The following is a 21,239-nucleotide window of genomic DNA, read 5'->3' as shown; positions in this document are numbered from 1 at the left end:
CCTTTTGAGCATGAAGTAAGCCGCCCCCTTCCAACCGGAGAGAACCCTTTGCACACAAAGCGAAACATCTTTTGCTTGCGGCCAGATAGCCTCATCCGCAGAGGGAGCGACGTGTTGACGTAAGATCCGGCGCAAATCAAACTACATCGGCAATGAATTCCAACGCCGCGGCTAGTTGCGCAGAAGGCCTCATGCTGGAACAGCCAGAGGTTTGGCGCTGTTTCCGGGCCAAATTCAATTCTCGAATTGGTTAGTTATCCAGCAAACACATCGCTGCTTCTTGAATATGAATGTTGTATCATGGACATACCACTTAATTGTTATCGAATGCTTAATTGTGCCGGCAGAAAGTCCTATATAACCTAGAACTGCAGACGAATAACTGGGGCGGGTCAGGGGTGTATGCTTTCCAGGAGATGAGGTTAGGCTCGGAGCCAGCGCGCCTGTTCTGGCTGAGGCACAGCCTTGCCAGGCAATTCATCATGGTTGCCTTCGGTGTTCTCCTGGTCGGGATGTTCACTTTAGGATCGTGGGTGACGCGGAAGATCGAGAACGGCGTTGCCGAGATCGCCGCGGCATCGTCAGCTCTTTACATCAACAGCCTTCTCACCCCGCATCTGCAGGAGCTCGCCTCCGGCGACTCCCTCTCGGCCGGAAGCCTCACGGCTCTCAACCAGGCGATCGAGAGTGCCGTCACCCGCCTCAACGTCACTTCCGTCAAAATCTGGAATCACGACGGTTTCGTCATCTACAGCACGGACAGGAGCCTCGTAGGAAGAACCTTCCCCCTGAAGCCTAACCTGAAGCAGGCATGGGAAGGGCGGATTGCGGCCGCATTCGTCGATGGCCACCATGCAGAGAATGCCCGGGAACGCGCCAGCGATATCCCCCTGCTCGAGGTTTATGTTCCCGTGCGGGAGAGCCGAAGCGGCAACATCATCGCCGTTCTCGAATTCTATGAGAACGCGGGTGAGTATCACGCCCAGCTCTCGAAGGCGGAGTGGCACAGCTGGGCAATGACTGCGCTGGTGACGCTTGCCATGATGACGGCCCTGTTCTCCATTGTCGCTAATGGAAGCCGAACAATCGACGAGCAACGCATGTCGCTGACGCAGCGCGTGTCGCAGCTGTCAGAACTGCTCAAGCAGAACGAGGCACTTCGTTCGCGCATCGAACGCGCAGCCCGCAACGCGGCGGAAGACAACGAGCGCTTCATTCGCAGACTCGGTTACGATCTGCATGACGGGACGGCCCAATTGATCGGGCTGGCTCTTTTGCGTCTCGACGCCTTGAATCCCTCGGGCAGGGACAGCGAAAATCTCGCCACGATCAGGGGCGCGCTTTCGGATGCCCTGAGCGACATTCGCAATTTTTGCGCCGGTCTTCTCCTGCCTCAGCTCCAAGATCTCACGCTCACCGAATCCTTACGCCACATAGCGCAGGATCACGAGCGCAGAACCCGGACGGGTGTCGACTGCCGGATCTCGGATCTGCCGGCTGATGTGCCGCATATCGTAAAGATCTGCCTTTGCCGGTTCGTGCAGGAAGGTCTCAACAATGCCTTTCGTCATGCGGGCGGGAAAGGCCAGCAGGTTTCGGCATGGTGGGACGGAAAAGCCATCATGATCGAAGTTGCCGATGACGGGCCGGGAATGCCGGTTCATACCGTTTCGGGTGGCCAGCGCCGTTTGGGCTTGACCGGGCTCTGGGACCGTATCGAGAGCATTGGCGGAACGATGACGGTGAACAGTGCGCCCGGCGCGGGTACACGGCTCACGGCCTGTCTACCACTTACCAGGGGGGAAACCGATGAATAGCAAAATCCGAGTTGGAGTTGTCGACGATCATCCCCTTTATCGGGATGGCGTGATCTTTACCCTGGCGGCGCAGCCTGACTTCGAGGTTGTCGGCCAGGGAGCCTCCGCTGCCGACGCCCTCCGCATCGCGACCGAGCAACAACCTGACGTGCTGGTGCTCGACATGACGATGCCAGGCGGCGGAATGAATGCAGTTGAGGCCATCGCCCAGCACCACCCCATGGTCAGAACCTTGATGCTGACGGTAGTGGCGGACGAGGAGCAGGTCTGCTCGGCCTTGAAGCGCGGGGCTCGCGGCTATCTTCTCAAGGGAACGAGCGGTCCCGAGCTTGTTCAAACCGTTCGCTTGATCAGTCAGGGGGAGAGCTATGTCTCTCCAAGCCTTGCAGCCAAGCTGCTGATGCGCTCCGGCACGCCTCCCGCGCGCGAGGAGAAGCGGCCGGACCGTTTCTCTGATCTGACACCTCGCGAGGAGCAAATCCTTTCCATTCTCGTGGAGGGGCGCAGCAACAAGGAAATCGGGAACAAGCTCGATCTCAGCGAGAAGACCATCAAGCACCACCTCACCAACATTCTCCAAAAGCTGCAGGTCCGCAACCGCGTCGAGGCAGCCCTTCTCGCATCCGATCGCCTCTCGCAGCGCTCCACTGCGACTGCCGAACTGAGACGCTGATCGAATCACAACCCATCGGCATCCCGGGGAAACAGATCGTCTCCCCGGCGATTGCACGGCTTCCAGTCCGTCGGAGTTGCAGGTCCCGTTGCCCTGCGGGCCGAATGATGCTTTGAGAAAGCCATCATTCTGCTTCCTCGAACAGCCCAGGCGTCAACTGCGAAGTATTCACTATGGCCAAAGCTATCCATTCCATGGTCCGCGTTCTGGATGAGGAACGCTCGGTCGGCTTCTATTCCAAGGCCTTCGGGCTCGGCATCGTGGACAGGTTCGCCTTTGACGGTTTCAGCCTCGTCTACATGCGAAACGCCGAGAGCGACTTCGAACTCGAACTCACCGTCAATCACGGCCGGAAGGATCCTTATTCCCTCGGCGACGGCTACGGACATATTGCCTTCGCCGTCGATGACGTCGAACTGGAGCGCCAGCGCCTTGAGGGTCTCGGCTTCTCTCCAACTCCAGTAAAGCAGCTGGAGCACGACGGCGTCGTGTTGGCCAAGTTCTTCTTCGTTCAGGACCCCGACGGCTACAAGATCGAAGTGCTTCAACGTCAGGGCCGCTATCGCTAGCAGGCCTCTCCTTCTGATGCACCCAGTCGGTAGCGGGGCGCGCACGAAATTCCCTGGCGCGCCTTTGCGATCGAGCTCCGTTCACAGAACCCTTTGTAGATAATCCTATCGGGGCAGAAAGCGGGCCGAATTGCCCCGAATGGCCCCGCTTGTGGGTAGAGGACATACTTCCCTATTAACGCTGGCACTGTCGGGCCGTTACCAGGGCGGCTCGGCAGACCTGAAGACAGAACAGGAGTTCCTCAAAGGATCCTCTATGACGCAGCCCAGCGCCAACGAGCAGTACCTGCTCGAGTTGATCAATGCCGAGCGGGCAAAGACCGGGGCCCAGGCTCTTGCCTTCGACGCGAACCTCCTGACGGCGGCCGAGAAGCACAGCCTGTGGATGCTCTCGTCAGACACCTTCTCTCACACCGGCTCTGACGGATCGAGCGCCACGCAGCGGATGACCGATTCTGGCTTCCGGTTTGCAGGGTCCTGGGCTTCGGCCGAGAACATCGCATGGGCAACGATGAGAGCTCCACAGGGATCTCAGGATGAAGTGCTCCTGCTGCACACCAACCTCATGAACAGCCCGGGACACCGCACCAATCTCCTGAATGCCTCCTTCAAGGAAATCGACATCGGTTTCGAGATCGGCGATTACCAGGGCTGGGAGAGCGCCTTCGTCACCGAGAACTTCGCGAAATCTGGATCAGGATCCCTGCTGACGGGAGTGGCATTTCGGGACGGCGATGGAGACAAATTCTACGATCCTGGCGAGGGCCTCGCGAATATTGCCGTGAAGGCGGTAAGCTCGACCGGGCAAACCTATACGACCGCGACGATGAGCGCCGGAGGCTACCAGATCGATCTCCCGGCCGGCTCCTACACGGTCACCTTCTCAGGATCAGGCTTGGCTACGACGACCTATCAGGTCACCATCGACACGACGAACGTCAAGCTCGATCTGGTCAACCCGGCTGCGGCGGGCGGGACGCCGACGAGCGTCTCGACCTCGTCCCCCACCACGAACCAGATATCGGGCACCTCCGGCGGCAACAGGCTGTTCGGCACATCGGATGCCGACATCATCAAGGGTCTCGGCGGGAACGACCGTCTGTACGGCCAGGCCGGAAACGACCGCCTCGACGGCGGTTCGGGCAATGACCGCATGTCGGGCAAGGCGGGCAACGATGCCCTGTATGGACGGGCCGGGCGCGATGTCCTCCAGGGTGGGGATGGCAACGACCGTCTCTACGGCGGCAAGGATGCCGACGTGTTCTCCTTTCGAGGCAAGTGGGGCTCCGATCGGGTCATGGACTTCCAGAACGGCAAAGACCGGATCGACCTACGCTCCAACGATCTGTCCTTCTCCAAGCTGAAGATCCGGCGGGCGGATACTGACAAGGACGGAGTTCGCGACGATGTGCTGATCCAGGCCGGCGACTACTCGATCGCGGTTCTCAACACCAAACTCTCCCTGATCGATCGCGGCGACTTTCTGTTCTGACGACTGCCCGGACGAAATGAAGGCCACCCCTCGGCGGAGGGGTGGCCTTCTTCATGCCCGATTGCCTGATGGCGTCCCAATCAGTTGGCGGCCTCGGCGCTTGTCCGGCGCGAGACGTTGAGGTCGGAAAGGACGACGGTCGTCTCGTATCCCTGGGCATCGAGCACGGTCCATTGCTTCAGGGCATTCGCGCGGGCGTCGAAGCGAAGCGTGATCTTGGAGGTCCCGCCCAGTGTGGCACTGTCCTCGAAACGGACCGTGATCATTCCATCGGAGCCCACCTGCACGTCCTGGACCTTGGTATCCTTTGCTAGGTCGACACGATCCTGTACGAGAAATTTCAGGGGTGTCTGGCGGATGGAATAGACATCGTTGGTGCCGAGCTTCTTGTCGCGCACGGCAACCGAACGACCATCGGAGACGACTTCCAGGGTGCTGGGCGGCGCATAGGCGAAGTGGAGCTGCCCCGGACGCTTGAGGGACAGGGTCCCTTCGGAGCGCTGCCCATTGGTGCTGCTTTGCACGAAATGTGCCGTCAGCTGATCGATGCTGTTGAAATAGGCATTCACCCTCTCAAGAGCGGCGGCGGGCGAGTTCGGAACGGACTGCGCCGCCACTCGGGGCGCAGCCGGCGCCTTCGCCGCTGTGAGACTCGCCTTGGTGGCCTCGGACGATACAGCGGGCTCTGCCGGCGGTGCGGAGGTCACGGTCCTCGGCTGCTCGACAACGGCCGGCTTTGCGGGAGCCGCCGGCGCAGCGGCTTTCCGCGGCTCGACCACCGCCGGCCTTGCCGGTGCGTCGTTGCGCCCGGCGCTTCGAGGCTGCTGCCGCTGCGGCGCAGTCGAATTCGGTTTGGAGGCGGTCTGCGGCTTTGCCTGCGGGGATGCCCGAGACGGTAACGGCTCAGGGCGAGCGGCCGGCTGAGGCGCAACCGTCTCCGCAGGCGCGGACGGGCGAGCGGCATCGCGCTTGAAAACACCGTCGAGGAATCTCGTGAGCGGATCGGAGGCCTGCTGAGCAGCCGTCGGGGAGGAACAGGCGAGTGCCACGGCAAGGCCGACAGAAAGGGACAGGGACTTGTTGCGCATGAACTCACCGCTTACGAAAACTGCAATGGAAAAGGCCTCGGGCTGGGAGGCCGCTCTTCATCTCTTGGTGCCCTTTGGAGGCTGAATGAAGGCAGAATAGCCCTTCCTGCCTTCTTGAGGCGGGCCGAGGCCGCGCCGCGTCTAACATGGGTACGCCCATGCAGATGTCGAGGGCTCGACCCTCCTTCGGGTGGTTCCATATACCATTCGCCCGAAACCGCCCTGAGAGGCCCTACCGCCAGCCTCGCACGGCGGATTCGGGATAGTTCTGATCGATTGTAGTGGATTTCACCTATCTGGCACCTTGGCTGCTCTCCCGAACATCCGCCAAACAGGAGAGCGCCGACTGGGTCAGAAAAGGCTCCGAAGGCCAAAACGAACTAAAGGAAGAGACAAGCGCTCATGGTGACCAATCGCGTTCCGACGACTCCTTTTTCCGACCAGCGCCCAGGCACCTCAGGCTTGCGGAAGAAAGTCACCGTATTCCAGCAGCCTCGATACGTCGAGAACTTCATTCAGGCGGTCTTCGACACCGTCGAGGGCACTCGGGGCGCGACGCTCGTTATCGGCGGCGACGGCCGGTTCTTCAATGAAACCGTCATTCAGACGGCTCTGAAGATGGCTGCGGCAAACGGTTTCAGCCGCATTCTCGTCGGCCAGAACGGCCTTCTCTCGACTCCCGCGGCGTCCTGCATCATCCGCAAATACAAGGCCGTGGGCGGCCTCGTGCTGTCTGCCAGCCACAATCCTGGCGGGCCCGACGGAGATTTCGGAGTCAAGTTCAACATGGCGCATGGGGGCCCGGCTCCCGAGACCTTCACAGAAGCCGTTTTCAAGCGGGCCAGCGGGATTTCCGAGTACAAGATCATCGAGGCGTCCGACGTCGATCTCGGGCGCCTGGGAGAGACCCGCCTCGGCGACGCGACGGTTCAGGTGATCGATTCGGTCGAGGATTACGCGGAGTTGATGGAAACCCTCATCGATTTCGACCGGGTTTCACGCCTCTTCCGCTCCGGCTTCCGCATGCGTTTCGACGCCTTGAGCGCCGTGACCGGCCCTTACGCGAAGGCGATCCTCGAAGGGCGTCTCGGCGCCTCCGCGGGCACCGTCGTGAACGGGGAGCCGAAGCCCGATTTCGGCGGCCATCATCCGGACCCCAATCCGGTTCACGCGCACGACCTCATAGACCTTATGCACGGCCCCGATGCCCCTGACTTCGGAGCCGCGTCGGATGGCGATGGCGACCGGAACATGATCGTCGCCCCAGGACTCTTCGTGACGCCGAGCGACAGCTTGGCGATCCTCACGGCCCATGCGCACCTAGCTCCGGGTTATTCCAGGGGCCTTGCAGGCGTTGCCCGCTCAATGCCGACGAGTCGCGCGGCCGACCGAGTGGCGGCCAAGCTCGGCATCAAGGCGTATGAGACCCCCACCGGATGGAAGTTTTTCGCCAATCTCCTGGATGCGGGGCTGATCACCCTGTGCGGCGAAGAAAGCGCCGGCACAGGCTCCGACCATATTCGAGAGAAGGATGGCCTCTGGGCCGTGCTCCTCTGGCTCAACATTCTGGCGGCGCTTGAGAAACCGGCCGATCAGATCGTACGGGATCACTGGGCAGCCTTCGGACGGGACTACTACTCCCGCCACGACTATGAGGACCTTGAAACGAAAGCCGCCAATGACCTGATGGACAATCTGCGCGGGAAGCTCTCGAAGCTCCCGGGCCAGCAATTTGCCGGACTGACCGTCGCAGGCTGCGACGACTTCTCCTACACCGATCCGGTCGACGGCTCCGTGACGCCGCGACAGGGAGTTCGGATCCTCTTCGAGGAGGATGCCCGGGCCGTATTCCGTCTCTCCGGCACCGGCACCTCGGGCGCGACGCTCCGCGTCTACATGGAGCGGTTCGAGCCGGATCCGAACCGCCACTCGCTCCCCACGGCGGAGGTTCTGGCGCCTGTCGTCGCGGCGGCAAACGCGATCGCCGAGATCTCCCATTATACCGGTCTCGAAGCTCCCACCGTCATCACCTGAGCGCCCTCACGAGCCTGCGGGATCGGCCCGGCTTGCGCTCCGTTGCCGGGACGAGCGCGAGACGCGCAGGAAGAGAAGCATGAGTGCAGCGCCGGCGATGGACATTCGCCGGCGCTCGCGCAGAGTCGCTGAACAGGGATTGTCTGGTTTCGACCGGTTCCGCTCTGGACAAGCGCACGTCGTGCCTAAATCACAAGGTTCAGGTTACGATCAGCCAAGCAATCCAGAGCTGGAACCCTAGTTCTCGCCAGAGGTCATCCATGCGCTTCCGGCTTGCTCTCTGCAGTCTCGTGTTCTCCTGGGCATCTGCCCTGGGAGCGCCTTCGACGGAAACCGTTGAGCAGGCCTTGTGCCGTCTCATCGACAATGCTGCGGCAGCACGCCAAATCCCGACCGACTTCCTCACGAAGCTCATCTGGCAGGAAAGCTCCTTCCGTACGGGTGCGATCAGCCCCGCCGGCGCGCAGGGTGTGGCTCAGTTCATGCCGGGCACCGCACGGGAACGGGGCTTGGCCGATCCCTTCGACCCTGAGCAGGCCATCCCCGAAGCGGCCAAGTTCATCCACGAACTCACAGACCGCTTCGGCAATCTTGGCCTCGCTGCGGCGGCCTATAACGGCGGCCCCGCCCGCGTCGCTTCATGGCTTTCGGGCCGAGGAGGATTGCCGGCTGAAACGAGGAACTACGTGTTCAGGATCACGGGCCGGTCCGCCGAGGACTGGGCCGCTGACCTGAAGGAGGAACTGAATCTGCGGACCGACGACGCGGATGCCGCAAACCCGCAGAAATGCATGCAAGTCGTGGCCCTTCTCCGGCAGCCCGGACGGGGCGCGCCGGAGGAGGCGCCGTTCGCCCCCTGGGGCGTTCAACTCGCCGGCAACTTCTCCAAGAGCAGGGCTCTCGCCAGCTTCGCTCGCGCCCGCCAAGCCTATGCGTCTGTCCTGGGGGATACACGGCCCATGATCATCGGGACGAGGCTGCGCCATCGCGGAACACGCACCTTCTACCGGGTGCGCGCCCCTGCAACATCACGCAACGAAGCAAACCAGCTCTGCGATAAGATCCGCAAGGCCGGGGGCAGCTGCGTCGTTCTTCCGAGCTGAGGCCTTTGGATCCGGCTCTTGAGGGCCGTTGCGGTCCTCAGCTGCTTACCGCCGCTGCGGCCGAAGTGAGCGGGCGAGTTCGCGGATGACGTTGTCCTCGATGTTGAGGTTCAAATCGTTGCCCTCGTCGTCGGCCAAATCGGCTTCTGCCGGCACGTGCTCGTTCTTGCCCGCAGGCGCTCCCTGCCTGCGCGAGGCATTCTCCTGCGGAGGCGCAGGCGGACCCGCACGACGTCCGGCATCTCCAGAAGCTCTTCCCGGCACTGCGGGGGCATAGGCGCGCGGCGGGCTGTAGCGGTTCTCGAGAGTGTCGAGCAGGCTGTTGAGGGCGCCGTTCGAGATCGAGACATCGGGAATAGGGGGAAGACCTTCGAGAGCGATCGTCCTGTTCTGGTAAACGGTGTCGGCCGTCACATCGGGACCGAACCAAGCCAGAGGCCGGAAATCGCGCGCCTCCTCTTCGCTCTCGAACTCGACGGCGATGAGATCCAGAGGCCCCGGCGTCACATAGCGGTTGATGTGAATGTCACGGGTGCCGACGGTCAGATGCGACCGGACGTAATCGACCTTTCCGGGCGTGACGTCGAGCAGGGCCTCGGCATGGGCGCGAGGGACATCCGTACGCTCTTCGACCGGTCCGTCGGGCCCGCCGGTGATCAGAACGAGGCTGCCCTTGTCACCTTCGACGATGACATAGGAGCTACGATCGGCCTGATTGGGAAAATGGCCTTCCGTGACGCGATTGCCTCCTCTTTCCTTGCGGATGAGACGGGCCAAGGACGAAGCAATCAGATAGCGACGGGAGGTACTCATTTTGATTGAGCTCTTTGCTAGCAGCCATGAATGAACGCTCGGCTTTACCTAGAACTCAGCACACATTCCCCTGCCTGGAACAGTATTTCGTTCCCATTCGATATGAAGATACGAAATTATGTTCCAGAGGAGACGAGTAGTTCAGGCAAATCGAGAGAATACAATTAGTACTTATCGTGGCACTTCAAAGGCAAAATTGATCAGAAAGTTAAGATTGGCACTCAAGCGAATTCATTCCTGCCGATACAGAGGCATCATATAAGCCGAAAGGGGTAGAGAAACAGGCCGCGCACGCCTCTCGCGCCCGCGGCGGCGTGAAAACGACGTAGGCCTGAACCCTACCCCCTGCCGTTCGCTTATTCGCTTGCGGTGGTTTTCGGAACGTATGCTTCGTTGCCGTCGAAGGTATATGCGGTCTTCACGGTGGTGTAGAACTCCTGAGCATACCGCCCCTGCTCACGCGGACCATAGGACGAGCCCTTCCGCCCGCCGAACGGCACGTGGTAGTCCACCCCGGCGGTCGGCAGGTTCACCATCACCATGCCGGCCTCGGAATTGCGCTTGAAGTGACCGGCATATTTCAGGCTCGTGGTGCAGATGCCGGCAGAAAGCCCGAAAGGTGTGTCGTTGGCGATCTCCAGCGCCTCGTCGTAGCCTCGCGCCCGGATCACCGTCGCCACCGGCCCGAAAATCTCCTCGCGGGCCACCCGCATCCGGTTGTCCACCTCCGTGAATAGCGCCGGCGCCAGGTAGAAGCCCGGGCTATCCCGGTTCAGCAACTCCCCGCCCGCCACGAGTTTCGCGCCCTCGTCCTGGCCGATGCGGATATATTTCAGATCCTGGTCGAGCTGGTTCTGATCCACCACAGGCCCGATCTGCGTCCCGGGCTTCAAGGCGTCGTCCACCACCAGCCCCTGCATCCGCTCCGTCAGGGCGGCCACGAACCGGTCGTGAATGCCCTCGGTCACGATCAGCCGCGACGAGGCCGTGCAGCGCTGCCCCGTGGAGAAGAAAGCGCCATTGACGGCGCATTCCACCGCCACCTTCAGGTTGGCATCGTCGAGCACAACCATTGGATTCTTGCCGCCCATCTCGAGCTGCAGCTTCTTCATCGGGTCGGCGGTGATGCAGGTCTGGGCCACTCGGCGTCCCGTGGGCACCGAGCCGGTGAACGAGATCGCCGACACCTTGGGGCTGTTCAGCATCGCCTCGCCCACGACGGAGCCTCGCCCCATCACCAGGTTGAACACGCCTGCGGGCACGCCGGCCCGGATGATGATCTCAGACAGGGCGTGGGCCGAGGCCGGCACAAGCTCCGCCGGCTTGAACACCACGGTGTTACCGTAGGCCAGCGCCGGGGCGATCTTCCAGGCCGGAATGGCGATGGGGAAGTTCCAGGGCGTGATCAGCCCGACCACGCCCACCGGCTCTCGGGTGACCTCCACGTCGACGAGGGGGCGCACGGAAGGCACCTTGTCGCCGGCCATGCGCAAGCACTCGCCGGCGAAGAAGTGGAAGATCTGCCCCGCGCGGATCACCTCGCCGATGCCCTCGGGCAGCGTCTTGCCCTCCTCCCGGGAGAGGAGGCGTCCAAGCTCCTCCTTGCGGGCGAGGATCTCGTCGCCGACAGTTTTGAGGATGTCGTGGCGCTGCTGGATGGAGGAGCGCGACCAAGCCGGGAAGGCCTCATGCGCCGCGGCAATGGCGGCTTCAGCCTCGGCTGCGCCGGCACGGGCGAACTCACCCACGATGTCGCCTGTATTGGAGGGGTTGATGTCCGCCGAAGCCTCGGACGCGCCAACCCACTCCCCAGCAATGTAGTTCTTCGTCATGGTGCCGTTCCCGTTCATGTCTTGATAAGGCCGCGCCCGGCCAGATTGGCCATGAAGGCGCTCAGCCCGAAGGTCCAGGGCTCACAATCGGAGCTTGGTCTCACGCGATTAACCAGCGCCCCGAGCTTCGGTGCCGCGATGGTGACGATGTCCCCCGTCTTGTGGGTGAATCCCATTCCCACTTCATCCCGGTCCTGCGTGGGTGCGAACATCGTCCCGAGGAAGAGCACGAAGCCGTCGGGATACTGATGATTAGGGCCGATGGTCTGCCTGACAAGATCTTCGGGATCGCGACTGATCTTCGATATGGAAGACGACCCCTCGAGCTTGAACCCGTCCTCGCCTTCGACCGTCAACGTGACCGTGGTCTGGCGCACGTCGTCGAGAGAGAAGCTCTCGTCGAAGAAGCGGATGAAGGGCCCTATCGCGCATGATGCATTGTTGTCCTTGGCCTTGGACAGAAGCAATGCGGATCGGCCTTCGAAGTCGCGCAGATTGACATCGTTGCCCAGCGTCGCCCCGACGATCCTGCCGGTCGGGGCCACGACCACCACCACTTCGGGTTCCGGATTGTTCCAGGTCGACTTCGGATGGATGCCCGCATCCATGAACGGCCCCACTGCCGACAGTGTCGGCGCTTTGGTGAAGACCTCCGCGTCGGGACCGATTCCGACTTCCAGGTATTGGCTCCAGGCGCCCTGGGCCACGAGCACCGCCTTGAGGTCCATCGCCTCGGGGGAGCCGGGCTTGAGCCGACTGAGGTCGTCCCCCACGAGCCGGCTCACTTCCGCGCGGATTGCGGCGGCGGCACTGGCGTCGCCCCGTGCCCGCTCCTCGATTACGCGTTCGAGCATGGACACCGCGAAGGTGACGCCTGCCGCCTTGATCACCTGAAGGTCGACAGGCGCGAGAAACCAGGGCTTCGACGAGTCGCGTCGGTCGGGAGGCGTATTGGCCAGGATGTCTTCCAGCGCCCCGACCCGTTCGCCCTCCGCGTTCTTGAGCGTCCGCGCCGGGTCGTCCGCGGCGGCAAGCTCGCTCATGGTGGCACAGGATGATGAGATGTCGATCACGCCGTCATTCCGTATCGCGACGACGGAGGGTCCTATCCCGGGCCGCCAGATACGGCCTGCAAGCGCTCCCTCGAATCGATCCGCGGGAAGAACTTCGGCCAAGTCGACTTGCGAGGACAGGTGGTCCATTTCGGGCGCTCCCTCTCATTGGGCATGCCTGCCCGTTCTTGTGATTCCAGAATTGATATAGCCACGTATGCACTCATGGCGACAGGAAAAGAGAACGTCACAAGGGATTTATGCTTCGCCCGCCTTCCACCGCCGGCATGACTGATTCATGCCCCTTGGAGGCTCAAATCTGCAGTCTCATCTTCAGCCTGGATCGGACCCACACCCGCTCGGTCAGTCGGGCAGGCCCGCGGCTCCGCACATGCCTCAGCGGCTCGGGACCTCCGGTGGAGGAGTCGGGTGGACGACAGGCCTCTTGGGATCCGGCGCCTGCTCCGGCAACGGCGACGGAATGGCAGGAGGCTCCTGCGGCTGCGGGGCGTCCGGCGGAGAGGGCAGAACAGGTGCAGGTTCGGTTGGCGGCGGCTTCGGATAGAACTCATCGGGCAAGGGACGGCCGCTGCAGATGGAGCCGGTCCCGCCGCCATGGCTGCCCGCGCCTCCGATGCCGATGGTGGGGAAGCAGGCCAGTCCGGCGGAGAGGGAATACATGGTCTTCACGCCCTGAGTCTCTCGTGATCTTATCCAGCCATTGAAACCCGCTCATCCCCGCAATGGTTCTCGGGATTTCGGCTCACGTCTGGATCCTTTACCGGCGCTCATCAGTTCCCCGAGGAGGGGTGATCGACGACGTGCTCTGCGATGCTCCCCTGAGACGAACAGAATTGCCTCCTCGGATGGAGCGACGAACGAAGGGATGATCTCATGGCCGATACGCCCTCCCCCTCGGAACCACGCCCCGACATTCCAGCCCCAGGGCCTGACCCGGTTACACCCGAGCCTGCTCCCGCCGGTGTCCCGGACCGCGAGGAACCCTTGAGCATCCCGCCCGGAACTCCTGACGAGTCTCCGTCTCCCGGAGAGCCGATCGGCATTCCAGGAACAGTTCCCCCAGAGATGTGAAGCGATACTTCGTTTCGCCCTGAGCAGCCACGTCCTTTCACGACACGCTTCTGCCCGGCCTTCCTCAGTGGGGTGAAGGTGGCTGCCGGCGACAGGGCCGGGCGCAGGAGCGGCTCCAGCAACCGGCGAAGAGCGCAATAATGTCCCCGAAGGGGATCTTTTCGGCCGCTTTGACTATAATCAATACGAAGATGGACTCATCGGTTGGAAACACAGCGAGAAAAGGAGCCGGATTGATGGTTGAAGGCCTCAAAAGCATCCTGATCGGATTTTCTCACGACGATGAACGACCCTCGTTCGCATTGCGATACGGCCTTTCACTGGCCCGTCAGGCCGAGGCCCACGCCTCCATCTGCGCTCTCACGCCGGAGATGACGGTTACCCACGCCTTCGTCAGCAATGTCGCATCCGGGTTGGTCGCAGCGGAGAACCAGCGTCTTCACGAGGCCTCCAAGGCTGCCGTCGAACAGGCGCGGCAGGAGGCGACGGCCGCAGGCGTGGGCTGCAATGTCGATGTCCTTCAGCGGCATTATCCGGAACTGGCTGCATCTCTTGCCGTGAGAACCCGCGTTCACGACATCACCGTTCTCGACGCCGAACCGGACCCGCTGAGCCTGGGCCGAGGTTTCCTTGAGGAGGCTCTCTTCAACGGTGGGCGCCCCCTGCTGATCGTACCCCAGGGCTTCGAGACGTTTGAGCCCGGCAGGATCGTCGTGGCCTGGGACGGGAGCGTGCGGGCGACCCGTGCGGTTCACGACGCACTCCCCTTGCTGCGAGCGGCGGAACAAGTGGAAATCCTATCGGTCTCGGGGGAGAAAGATCTCTCCTCAACCGGAGCGGATCTCGCGCCGCATCTGACCCGCCACGGCGTCAACTGCATCGTCAAGGAACTGGGGGTGCAGAACGGCGATGCCGGTGAGACTATCCGATCCCAGATCGGCCTGTTCAAAGCCGACATGGTCGTGATGGGAGGCTTCGTTCACTCCCGATGGAGGCAGTTGGTGCTGGGAGGCGTCACTCAGTCGATGTTGAAGGCCTCTCCGGTTCCGCTGCTGCTTTCCTATTGAGGAAGGAGCAATGTCGGAAGCCGGCCTCTCCATTGCCGATCTGCTGGTCGGCGAGCCCGAGGGCGCTCGCCGGCCGAGTTCCTGATCGTCAACCCGCCCGCGTCATTCGTCCGCGGCCTCGAGGGCAAAGGAGATCTTGGCATTCACGCGGTAGACCATGATCTCGTCGTCCGAGACGGTAGCATCGAAGCTCGTGATGGAAATGGAGCGGATATTGCGGATCGTCTGCGAAGCGATCTTTACGGCACGCCTTGCAGCATCCTCCCAGCTCCGATCGGACTCGGCCGCGACCTCGATCATCTTGAGCAGCGTCATGGCTTCCTCCCAGGATGCCGGGAAAGCCTAACAGCGATCAGGCGCACCTCATAGAAGCCGCAGGGATGCCAGGGAACAAACTTACGTTACCGGCGGCGATGCTCTGCGCCACCCGCCTGCAAGAAGGCCGTGCAGGCGGTGTGGGGAATCAGCCATGGGACGGCCAGGGTGAGGTACGCCCTCACCCTGGCCGCCTGCATCAGATGGAGGAAATCTGTCCGCCGTCCACGCGCAGGATCGAGCCGGTCATGAACGAGGCCTTCTCGCTGGCGAGGAAAACGGCAGCAGCCGCGAATTCCTCGATTTCACCATAGCGGCCCGCAGGAATGCCGGCCCGCGCTGCGGTTGCAACCTCCTCGACGGAGCGGCCTGTTCTCTCCGCGTTGGCGGCATCGAGCTGCTTCAGGCGGTCAGTCGCGATACGGCCAGGGGCAACAGCGTTGACGGTCACGCCCGATGAAGCGACCTCGGCCGCCAGCGTCTTGCCCCAGCCGACGAGCGCCGGGCGGATGGCATTGGAGATGGCAAGGTTCGGAATCGGCTGGATCACGCCGGACGAGATGACGGAGATGATGCGGCCGAACTTTCGTTCGATCATGCCGGGCAGAAGCTGGTCGGCGATCCGGACGAGGTTGACGAACATGGCGTCGAACGAGACACGCCATTGGTCGCTCGCCACGCCCTGCGCCTTTCCGGGCGGCGGGCCGCCGCTGTTGAGGACGAGGATGTCGACGCCGCCCAGCGCCTCGGTCACGTCCTTGACGAGCGCATCGACCTGATCGACCTTGCCCGTATCGCAGATGAAGGGCAGGACACCCTTTCCGATCTTCTCGGCGGCGGCCTTCGACCCGTCCATCGTCCGGCTGGCGATGGCGACGCGAGCGCCCTCCTCCGCCAAGCCCTGGGCGATGCCGAAGCCCAGCCCCTTGCTCGCGCCGAGAACGAGCGCGCGCTTCCCCTCCAAACCTGTCTTCATGCCGCAAGGCTCCCCTGTTGCGAGCGCTCGATGCGCTCCATTAGCCAATCGATATCCGCGATCGTCTCCGGGCTCAATTTCGGTCCGGGCTTGCGCAGCGTGTCCGATGCGATGATGCCGCGCTTCTTCAGCACGTATTTGCGCACGGCGAGCCCGACATTGGGCTGGGTCTCGTATCGCACGAGCGGCAGATGGCGATCAAAGAGGTCATGGGCCTCCTGACGGCGCCCCTGCTTGATGAGGTTGACCACGCCGACGAGCATTTCCGGATAGGCATAGCCCGTCATGGCGCCGTCCGCGCCGCGCTCGACCTCGAAGGGCAGGAAGAGGCCGCCATTGCCGCACAGGATCGAGACCCGGCGCACCTGGCCCTCCGCGCTGGCGCGGCGCAGAGTCGTGATCTTGTCGAGGCCCGGCCAGTCCTCGTGCTTGAGCATGACGCAGGACGGGTTCTGCTCGATGATCCGCATGATCACCTTGGGCGTCATCACCACATTGGTGACGAGCGGGTAGTCCTGGATCACGAAAGGCACGTCCGCCCCGATGGCCTCGGCGGCATCCGCGTAATAGGAAACGATCTGGTCATCGGTCCGGAGCCCGGAGGGCGGAGCAATCATGACCCCGGCCGCGCCCGCGTCCATGACCTTGCCGGACAGGGCCGACATGGCGGCGAAGCCTGCGGCCGAAACGCCGACGACAACGGGCACCCGGCCGGCGACGGTGGCGATGACCTGCCTGGCGAAGGCGAGCGATTCCTCGGCCGCCAGCTTCGGCGATTCGCCCATGATGCCCAGGATCGTCAGGCCCGTGGCTCCGGCGTTCAGGTAAGCCTCGACCATGCGATCGGTGGAGGCGGTGTCGAGACGCCCGTCCGCCTCGAAAGGGGTGGGGCAGATGACATAGACGCCGGCGGCAGAGCTTGTGAGCAAGATTTTCTCCATGAGAGGGCAACGAGGGATGGAAGCCGGCGTCTTCCTTACACCGGCTTTCCGGCCAGTGCACCGCTCATGTTGCCGATTCGTGGTGGATCTTGCCGTAAGGGCACCATGGCCCCGCTGGGATCGAGGCTATTCGGCGAGCGCCGAAAAGCCCCGGAGCAACTTATTTATGCCCAGAGCCGCTCTTCTTGCCGCCGCCGTCCTGCTTGTTGACGGTGGCCCATGCGCGCCGCTCGGCTTCCTTCTCCGAGACGCCACGGCTCTCGTAGGATTCCTCGATATGCTCGGCCTTGCGCTTCTGCTTCTCCGTATAGGCGGACTTGTCACCGCGAGACATGGCACTCTCCTCGTGAGTTCCAGGCTTCGATGTTCCAACACATGAGGCAGAAGCGGGTTCCTGGGCGGGGTACCGCTGTTGGGCGCCCCCCGCGGCGATAGCGTGGCCGCGCTTCAGCAGATCGGTGATGACACAGCGGATCCAGATACTAGGAGTTCCCCGGCTATGACGGGGCGGCCACCGAACCGGCCACCGACCACCGTTCCGGGTCCGCCGTCTGTCCGATGAGGGCAAGGCCGTAGGCGATCGATTCGAACTGATCCGCCGACATCAGCCGATCCTCGCCGAAGCGGTCGATGAAGAGACGGCGAATGGCCGGAACGAAGGACGTTCCCCCGGTCAGGAACACCCTCTCGATCTCACCGGCCTCCACCCCGGCCTGCGCCAGAGCCTGATCGACCGTGCTCTCGATCCGGGCCACATCGTCGGCGATCCATGTCTCGAAGTCGCGGCGCGTGATGGTCGCCCGAATATCGACGCCCTCGCCCGTGAAGTGGAATTCCGTCTCCTCGTGAGCCGAAAGAGCCACTTTCGCCGAAGAGACAGCACGATAGAGGGCAAATCCCAGATCGTACTCGACGATGTCGATGAACTTTTCGAGGGGCTCCGGATCGAGGGCCGCCCGGGCGAGCTCCCGCAGCTCCTTCAGGTCGCCGCTGCCCTTCATCATGGCCAGCTGGTTCCAGCGGGCGAAATTGGCGTAGTAATGGTTCGGGATCGACAGGACCTTGCCCATGGAGCGGTAGCTCCCGCCCTTGCCGAGCCGGGGCGAGACGACCTGATCGACGATCCGGTAGTCGAAGGCATCTCCGGCGATGCCGACACCGGCATGCCCCAGCGGTTCGGCGCGAAGAACGCCGCTGGCGCGCGAGAAACGCATGACGGAAAAATCGCTCGTGCCGCCGCCGAAATCCGCCACCAGAACCGTCGCATCGTGGTTCAGCTGTTGGGCATAGAAAAAGGCCGCCCCCACAGGCTCGTAGACGTAGTGGGCGTGGTCCGCCCCCAGTTTGCTGAAAGCAGCCCGGTAGCGGCTCATGGCGAGGGCATCGTCCGGATGGGTCCCGGCGAATTGCACCGGCCGGCCGATCACCACATTGCCGGCAGAGAGATCGAACCTTTCGCCTCCGTGCCGCTTCAGGGTGCGCAGGAAGGTGCTCAGAAGATCCTCGAACCGGTATCGCTCGCGGAAGATCCGGGTTTCCTGAAAGGACTGGCTCGCCGCGAAGGTCTTGAAGGACTGGATGAAGCGATGCGCCGTCAGGCCCTCCAGGAACTGATCGATGGCCCAAGGCCCGCCCTCGACCTCGGTCCGGACGCCGTTTCCATGGCGCTCGTCCCAGAAGCACAGGGCGGTGACATAGACCTTGAGGTCGCTGCCCCTGTGGTCGAATGTCAGGGCTTCGACGCGTCCTCGGGAATCCGCAAGCGCGACGACCGTATTGCTGGTGCCGAAGTCGATTCCGATGGACAGATCGTTGGTGGCGGAAGGCATGGAGATCTCTCGAAATCGGGCTGACGGGGCCGGACGGTCTATCCTCCAAGCTGCGCCTCGCCAAGGGGAATTTCCCCGCAATGGCATTCCCCTGCGGCAGTCTGCCTCCAGTTGACCAGGGGATGCCTGGCACCGTAGAAGCCGCGCCTCGGCTCAGTCGGAGATTGTCATGTTATCCATCGGTCAGCGCATCGCCAGCGAACTGAATGTTCAGGAATGGCAGGTGAAGGCCGCCATCGACCTGCTCGACGGCGGGGCGACGGTGCCCTTCATCGCTCGCTACCGGAAGGAAGTGACCGGCACGCTGGACGATGCGCAGCTGCGCACCCTGGAGGAGCGCCTGCGCTATCTGCGCGAGCTCGAGGACCGCCGCAAGACGATCCTCGACAGCATTCGCGAGCAGGGCAAACTGACGGACGAGCTGGCCCAGCAGATCAACACCGCCGACACCAAGGCGCGCCTGGAAGATCTCTATCTTCCCTACAAGCCGAAGCGCAGGACCAAGGCGCAGATCGCAAAGGAAGCCGGGCTCGAGCCCCTGGCCGACCTCCTGCTCACCGACCCCAGCCGCGACCCCAAGGAATCCGCCGCGGGCTTCGTCAACACGGACAAGGACATCGCGACACCCGAAGCCGCTCTGGAGGGTGCCCGGGCCATTCTGGTGGAGCGCTTCGCAGAGAGCGCGGAACTTTTGGGAGCCCTTCGCGAGACCTATTGGCAGCGCGGCCGCCTCACCTCGACGGTTCGCGAGGGCAAGAAGGTGGATGGGGCGAAGTTCGCCGACTATTTCGACTTCTCCGAGCCGCTCACCAAGCTGCCGTCGCATCGGATCCTGGCCCTCTTCCGCGGAGAGAAGGAGGAGATCCTCGATCTTCGCATGGACGAGGACCCGAACAGTGCCGAGCCGGGCTATGTCAGCTCCTACGAGGGCCGCACGGCGCTGACCTTCGGCATCGAGGACAAAGGCCGCCCAGGCGACCGCTGGCTTCTGGAGACCGTGCGCTGGGCCTGGCGCACGAAGCTGCGGTTCTCGATCGAGCTCGACATGAAGATGCGCCTCTGGCAGCTCGCCGAGGACGAGGCCGTGAAGGTCTTCGCGGGCAATCTGCGCGATCTGCTTCTGGCCGCACCCGCCGGAACCCGCCCGACCCTAGGTCTCGACCCGGGCTACCGCACGGGCGTCAAGGTCGCGGTGGTGGACGCCACCGGCAAGGTGGTGGCGACGGACACCATCTATCCGCACGAACCCAGGCGGCAATGGGACGAATCCATCGCGACGCTTGCCCGCCTGTGCCGAATCCACAAGGTCGAGCTCGTCGCCATCGGCAACGGCACCGCCTCCCGTGAAACCGACAAGCTCGCCGGGGAACTAGTCTCGAAGCACCCGGACCTGAAGCTGACCAAGATCATGGTTTCGGAAGCAGGCGCCTCGGTCTATTCCGCATCCGCCTATGCAAGCCAGGAACTACCCGATCTCGACGTGTCGCTGCGCGGGGCCGTCTCGATCGCACGGCGCCTGCAGGATCCGCTGGCAGAGCTCGTAAAGATCGACCCCAAATCGATCGGCGTCGGGCAGTATCAGCACGACCTTGCCGAGTACAAGCTCTCACGCTCCCTCGATGCCGTGGTTGAGGACTGCGTGAACGCGGTCGGCGTGGATCTCAACACCGCCTCCGCTCCCCTGCTCGCGCGGGTGTCGGGGCTGGGCGAGTGGGTTGCGCAGAACATCGTCGCGCACCGCGATGCCAATGGCCCCTTCAAGACGCGCAAGGCTCTTACCAAGGTGTCGGGTCTCGGTCCGAAGACCTTCGAGCAGGCGGCGGGCTTCCTCCGCATTCCGAATGGAGACGATCCGCTGGATGCATCCGGCGTCCACCCGGAAGCGTATCCCGTCGTGCGCCGGATCCTCGAAGCGACGAAAAGCGACATCAAGGTTCTCATCGGCAATGGCGGAGTCCTGAAGAAGCTCAGGCCCGAGAGCTTCACGGACGAGAAGTTCGGCGTTCCGACCGTCAGGGACATTCTGAGCGAGTTGGAAAAGCCCGGCCGCGACCCTCGTCCGGAATTCAAGACGGCGACCTTCATGGAGGGCGTCGAGACGATCAACGACCTGACGCCGGGCATGATGCTGGAAGGCGTGGTGACCAACGTGGCCGCCTTCGGGGCCTTCGTGGATGTGGGCGTCCACCAGGATGGCTTGGTGCATATCTCCGCCCTGTCGGACACCTTCGTGAAGGATCCGCGCGACGTCGTGAAACCCGGCGACATCGTGCGCGTGAAAGTGCTCGAAGTCGACAAGCCTCGCAAACGGATCTCCCTGACCATGCGCATGGGAGACCCGGTCGAGAAGCGGCCGGCAGGCCGTGGCGACGAGAACCGCCAGTCCTTCCAGAAGGCGCGCAACTCCGGCGGCGACAGGAAGCCGGCCGGGCAGAGTGCGCAGGCATCTTCCGGCGGAGCCCTCGCGGATGCCCTGCGGCGCGCGAGCCTCGCTCAGACATCCGGGAAGGACAAGGGACCGCGCAGGTAGCACGGCACCGTCGGCC

The 21,239-nt window shown here is 63.0% G+C and carries 18 protein-coding genes; 8 read left to right on the top strand and 10 right to left on the bottom strand.

The features are described 5' to 3' along the window. Positions 1 to 533 precede the first annotated feature (533 nt). The 4 genes from ACFOYU_RS03165 (at position 534) to ACFOYU_RS03150 (ending at position 4,551) form a co-directional block, all read left to right on the top strand. Positions 534 to 1,817 carry a sensor histidine kinase gene (locus tag ACFOYU_RS03165; RefSeq protein WP_377032362.1) on the top strand — a complete coding sequence of 428 codons (1,284 nt, stop codon included), beginning with the start codon at positions 534 to 536 and terminating at the stop codon, positions 1,815 to 1,817. Further along, complete coding sequence (locus tag ACFOYU_RS03160; RefSeq protein ID WP_226737313.1) at positions 1,810 to 2,490, top strand: response regulator transcription factor; 681 nt, start codon at positions 1,810 to 1,812, stop codon at positions 2,488 to 2,490. The genes ACFOYU_RS03165 and ACFOYU_RS03160 overlap by 8 nt, the downstream gene beginning before the upstream one ends. Before the next feature lie 173 nt (positions 2,491 to 2,663). Then, on the top strand, positions 2,664 to 3,059 hold the full coding sequence (locus ACFOYU_RS03155) for a VOC family protein (protein WP_226737315.1): 396 nt from the start codon (positions 2,664 to 2,666) through the stop codon (positions 3,057 to 3,059). Positions 3,060 to 3,315: 256 nt separating this feature from the next. Then, positions 3,316 to 4,551 carry a CAP domain-containing protein gene (locus ACFOYU_RS03150; protein WP_377032361.1) on the top strand — a complete coding sequence of 412 codons (1,236 nt, stop codon included), beginning with the start codon at positions 3,316 to 3,318 and terminating at the stop codon, positions 4,549 to 4,551. 80 nt (positions 4,552 to 4,631) lie between these two features. Here ACFOYU_RS03150 and ACFOYU_RS03145 read toward each other — a convergent pair whose 3' ends face one another. After that, positions 4,632 to 5,639, bottom strand: a complete 1,008-nt coding sequence (locus tag ACFOYU_RS03145; RefSeq protein ID WP_377032360.1) for an outer-membrane lipoprotein carrier protein LolA — start codon at positions 5,637 to 5,639, stop codon at positions 4,632 to 4,634. A 402-nt stretch (positions 5,640 to 6,041) separates the two neighbouring features. Between ACFOYU_RS03145 and ACFOYU_RS03140 the strand changes: the two genes are divergently transcribed. Together ACFOYU_RS03140 and ACFOYU_RS03135 are read left to right on the top strand one after the other, a co-directional pair. Continuing rightward, positions 6,042 to 7,673 carry an alpha-D-glucose phosphate-specific phosphoglucomutase gene (locus ACFOYU_RS03140; RefSeq protein WP_377032359.1) on the top strand — a complete coding sequence of 544 codons (1,632 nt, stop codon included), beginning with the start codon at positions 6,042 to 6,044 and terminating at the stop codon, positions 7,671 to 7,673. Between the two features lie 260 nt (positions 7,674 to 7,933). Next, positions 7,934 to 8,776, top strand: coding sequence for a lytic transglycosylase domain-containing protein (locus ACFOYU_RS03135; RefSeq protein ID WP_377032358.1), 843 nt, complete (start codon positions 7,934 to 7,936; stop codon positions 8,774 to 8,776). Positions 8,777 to 8,821: 45 nt separating this feature from the next. Here the strand turns inward: ACFOYU_RS03135 and ACFOYU_RS03130 are convergent, their stop codons facing one another. The 4 genes from ACFOYU_RS03130 to ACFOYU_RS03115 form a co-directional block, all read right to left on the bottom strand. Continuing rightward, entirely contained in the window at positions 8,822 to 9,589 is a 768-nt protein-coding gene (locus ACFOYU_RS03130; RefSeq protein ID WP_226737326.1) for a hypothetical protein, read from the bottom strand. A gap of 356 nt (positions 9,590 to 9,945) precedes the next feature. Beyond that, complete coding sequence (locus tag ACFOYU_RS03125; RefSeq protein ID WP_377032357.1) at positions 9,946 to 11,421, bottom strand: aldehyde dehydrogenase family protein; 1,476 nt, start codon at positions 11,419 to 11,421, stop codon at positions 9,946 to 9,948. A 14-nt stretch (positions 11,422 to 11,435) separates the two neighbouring features. Next, positions 11,436 to 12,623, bottom strand: a complete 1,188-nt coding sequence (locus ACFOYU_RS03120) for a fumarylacetoacetate hydrolase family protein (protein ID WP_377032356.1) — start codon at positions 12,621 to 12,623, stop codon at positions 11,436 to 11,438. A gap of 246 nt (positions 12,624 to 12,869) precedes the next feature. Continuing rightward, positions 12,870 to 13,163, bottom strand: coding sequence for a hypothetical protein (locus ACFOYU_RS03115; protein WP_377032355.1), 294 nt, complete (start codon positions 13,161 to 13,163; stop codon positions 12,870 to 12,872). 638 nt (positions 13,164 to 13,801) lie between these two features. Here ACFOYU_RS03115 and ACFOYU_RS03110 point away from each other — a divergent pair. Further along, positions 13,802 to 14,632 (top strand): universal stress protein, encoded by an 831-nt coding sequence (locus ACFOYU_RS03110; protein ID WP_377032354.1) that lies wholly within the window; start codon positions 13,802 to 13,804, stop codon positions 14,630 to 14,632. Between the two features lie 102 nt (positions 14,633 to 14,734). On the opposite strand, the gene ACFOYU_RS03105 is transcribed toward ACFOYU_RS03110, so the two are convergent. The 5 genes from ACFOYU_RS03105 to ACFOYU_RS03085 form a co-directional block, all read right to left on the bottom strand. Further along, a complete protein-coding gene (locus tag ACFOYU_RS03105; protein WP_226737335.1) occupies positions 14,735 to 14,947 on the bottom strand; it encodes a dodecin family protein in 213 nt (70 codons plus the stop codon). A gap of 199 nt (positions 14,948 to 15,146) precedes the next feature. Beyond that, positions 15,147 to 15,923: an SDR family oxidoreductase gene (locus tag ACFOYU_RS03100; protein ID WP_377032353.1), complete on the bottom strand. Its 777-nt coding sequence runs from the start codon at positions 15,921 to 15,923 to the stop codon at positions 15,147 to 15,149. After that, a complete protein-coding gene (locus ACFOYU_RS03095; RefSeq protein ID WP_226737927.1) occupies positions 15,920 to 16,855 on the bottom strand; it encodes a dihydrodipicolinate synthase family protein in 936 nt (311 codons plus the stop codon). The genes ACFOYU_RS03100 and ACFOYU_RS03095 overlap by 4 nt, the downstream gene beginning before the upstream one ends. Positions 16,856 to 17,024: 169 nt before the next feature. Beyond that, positions 17,025 to 17,198 (bottom strand): hypothetical protein, encoded by a 174-nt coding sequence (locus ACFOYU_RS03090; protein WP_226737957.1) that lies wholly within the window; start codon positions 17,196 to 17,198, stop codon positions 17,025 to 17,027. A gap of 163 nt (positions 17,199 to 17,361) precedes the next feature. After that, positions 17,362 to 18,693, bottom strand: a complete 1,332-nt coding sequence (locus tag ACFOYU_RS03085) for an Hsp70 family protein (protein WP_226737339.1) — start codon at positions 18,691 to 18,693, stop codon at positions 17,362 to 17,364. Positions 18,694 to 18,862: 169 nt separating this feature from the next. Here ACFOYU_RS03085 and ACFOYU_RS03080 point away from each other — a divergent pair, with 169 nt between their 5' ends. Continuing rightward, complete coding sequence (locus tag ACFOYU_RS03080) at positions 18,863 to 21,223, top strand: Tex family protein (protein ID WP_377032352.1); 2,361 nt, start codon at positions 18,863 to 18,865, stop codon at positions 21,221 to 21,223. Positions 21,224 to 21,239 lie beyond the last annotated feature (16 nt).

It is taken from the genome of Microvirga sp. GCM10011540 (assembly GCF_042650665.1).
Classification (GTDB): domain Bacteria; phylum Pseudomonadota; class Alphaproteobacteria; order Rhizobiales; family Beijerinckiaceae; genus Microvirga; species Microvirga lenta.
The sequence above is the reverse complement of the archived record's forward strand: the minus strand, read 5'-3'. Positions and strand labels throughout refer to the sequence as shown.

Bases quoted from the DNA above. Each gene is read 5' to 3' on its own strand.
- ACFOYU_RS03160 (WP_226737313.1), top strand. From the start codon at position 1,810: ATGAATAGCAAAATCCGAGTTGGAGTTGTCGACGATCATCCCCTTTAT.
- ACFOYU_RS03155 (WP_226737315.1), top strand. From the start codon at position 2,664: ATGGCCAAAGCTATCCATTCCATGGTCCGCGTTCTGGATGAGGAACGC.
- ACFOYU_RS03150 (WP_377032361.1), top strand. From the start codon at position 3,316: ATGACGCAGCCCAGCGCCAACGAGCAGTACCTGCTCGAGTTGATCAAT.
- ACFOYU_RS03145 (WP_377032360.1), bottom strand. From the start codon at position 5,639: ATGCGCAACAAGTCCCTGTCCCTTTCTGTCGGCCTTGCCGTGGCACTC.
- ACFOYU_RS03140 (WP_377032359.1), top strand. From the start codon at position 6,042: ATGGTGACCAATCGCGTTCCGACGACTCCTTTTTCCGACCAGCGCCCA.
- ACFOYU_RS03135 (WP_377032358.1), top strand. From the start codon at position 7,934: ATGCGCTTCCGGCTTGCTCTCTGCAGTCTCGTGTTCTCCTGGGCATCT.
- ACFOYU_RS03130 (WP_226737326.1), bottom strand. From the start codon at position 9,589: ATGAGTACCTCCCGTCGCTATCTGATTGCTTCGTCCTTGGCCCGTCTC.
- ACFOYU_RS03125 (WP_377032357.1), bottom strand. From the start codon at position 11,421: ATGACGAAGAACTACATTGCTGGGGAGTGGGTTGGCGCGTCCGAGGCT.
- ACFOYU_RS03120 (WP_377032356.1), bottom strand. From the start codon at position 12,623: ATGGACCACCTGTCCTCGCAAGTCGACTTGGCCGAAGTTCTTCCCGCG.
- ACFOYU_RS03110 (WP_377032354.1), top strand. From the start codon at position 13,802: ATGGTTGAAGGCCTCAAAAGCATCCTGATCGGATTTTCTCACGACGAT.
- ACFOYU_RS03105 (WP_226737335.1), bottom strand. From the start codon at position 14,947: ATGACGCTGCTCAAGATGATCGAGGTCGCGGCCGAGTCCGATCGGAGC.
- ACFOYU_RS03100 (WP_377032353.1), bottom strand. From the start codon at position 15,923: ATGAAGACAGGTTTGGAGGGGAAGCGCGCGCTCGTTCTCGGCGCGAGC.
- ACFOYU_RS03090 (WP_226737957.1), bottom strand. From the start codon at position 17,198: ATGTCTCGCGGTGACAAGTCCGCCTATACGGAGAAGCAGAAGCGCAAG.
- ACFOYU_RS03085 (WP_226737339.1), bottom strand. From the start codon at position 18,693: ATGCCTTCCGCCACCAACGATCTGTCCATCGGAATCGACTTCGGCACC.
- ACFOYU_RS03080 (WP_377032352.1), top strand. From the start codon at position 18,863: ATGTTATCCATCGGTCAGCGCATCGCCAGCGAACTGAATGTTCAGGAA.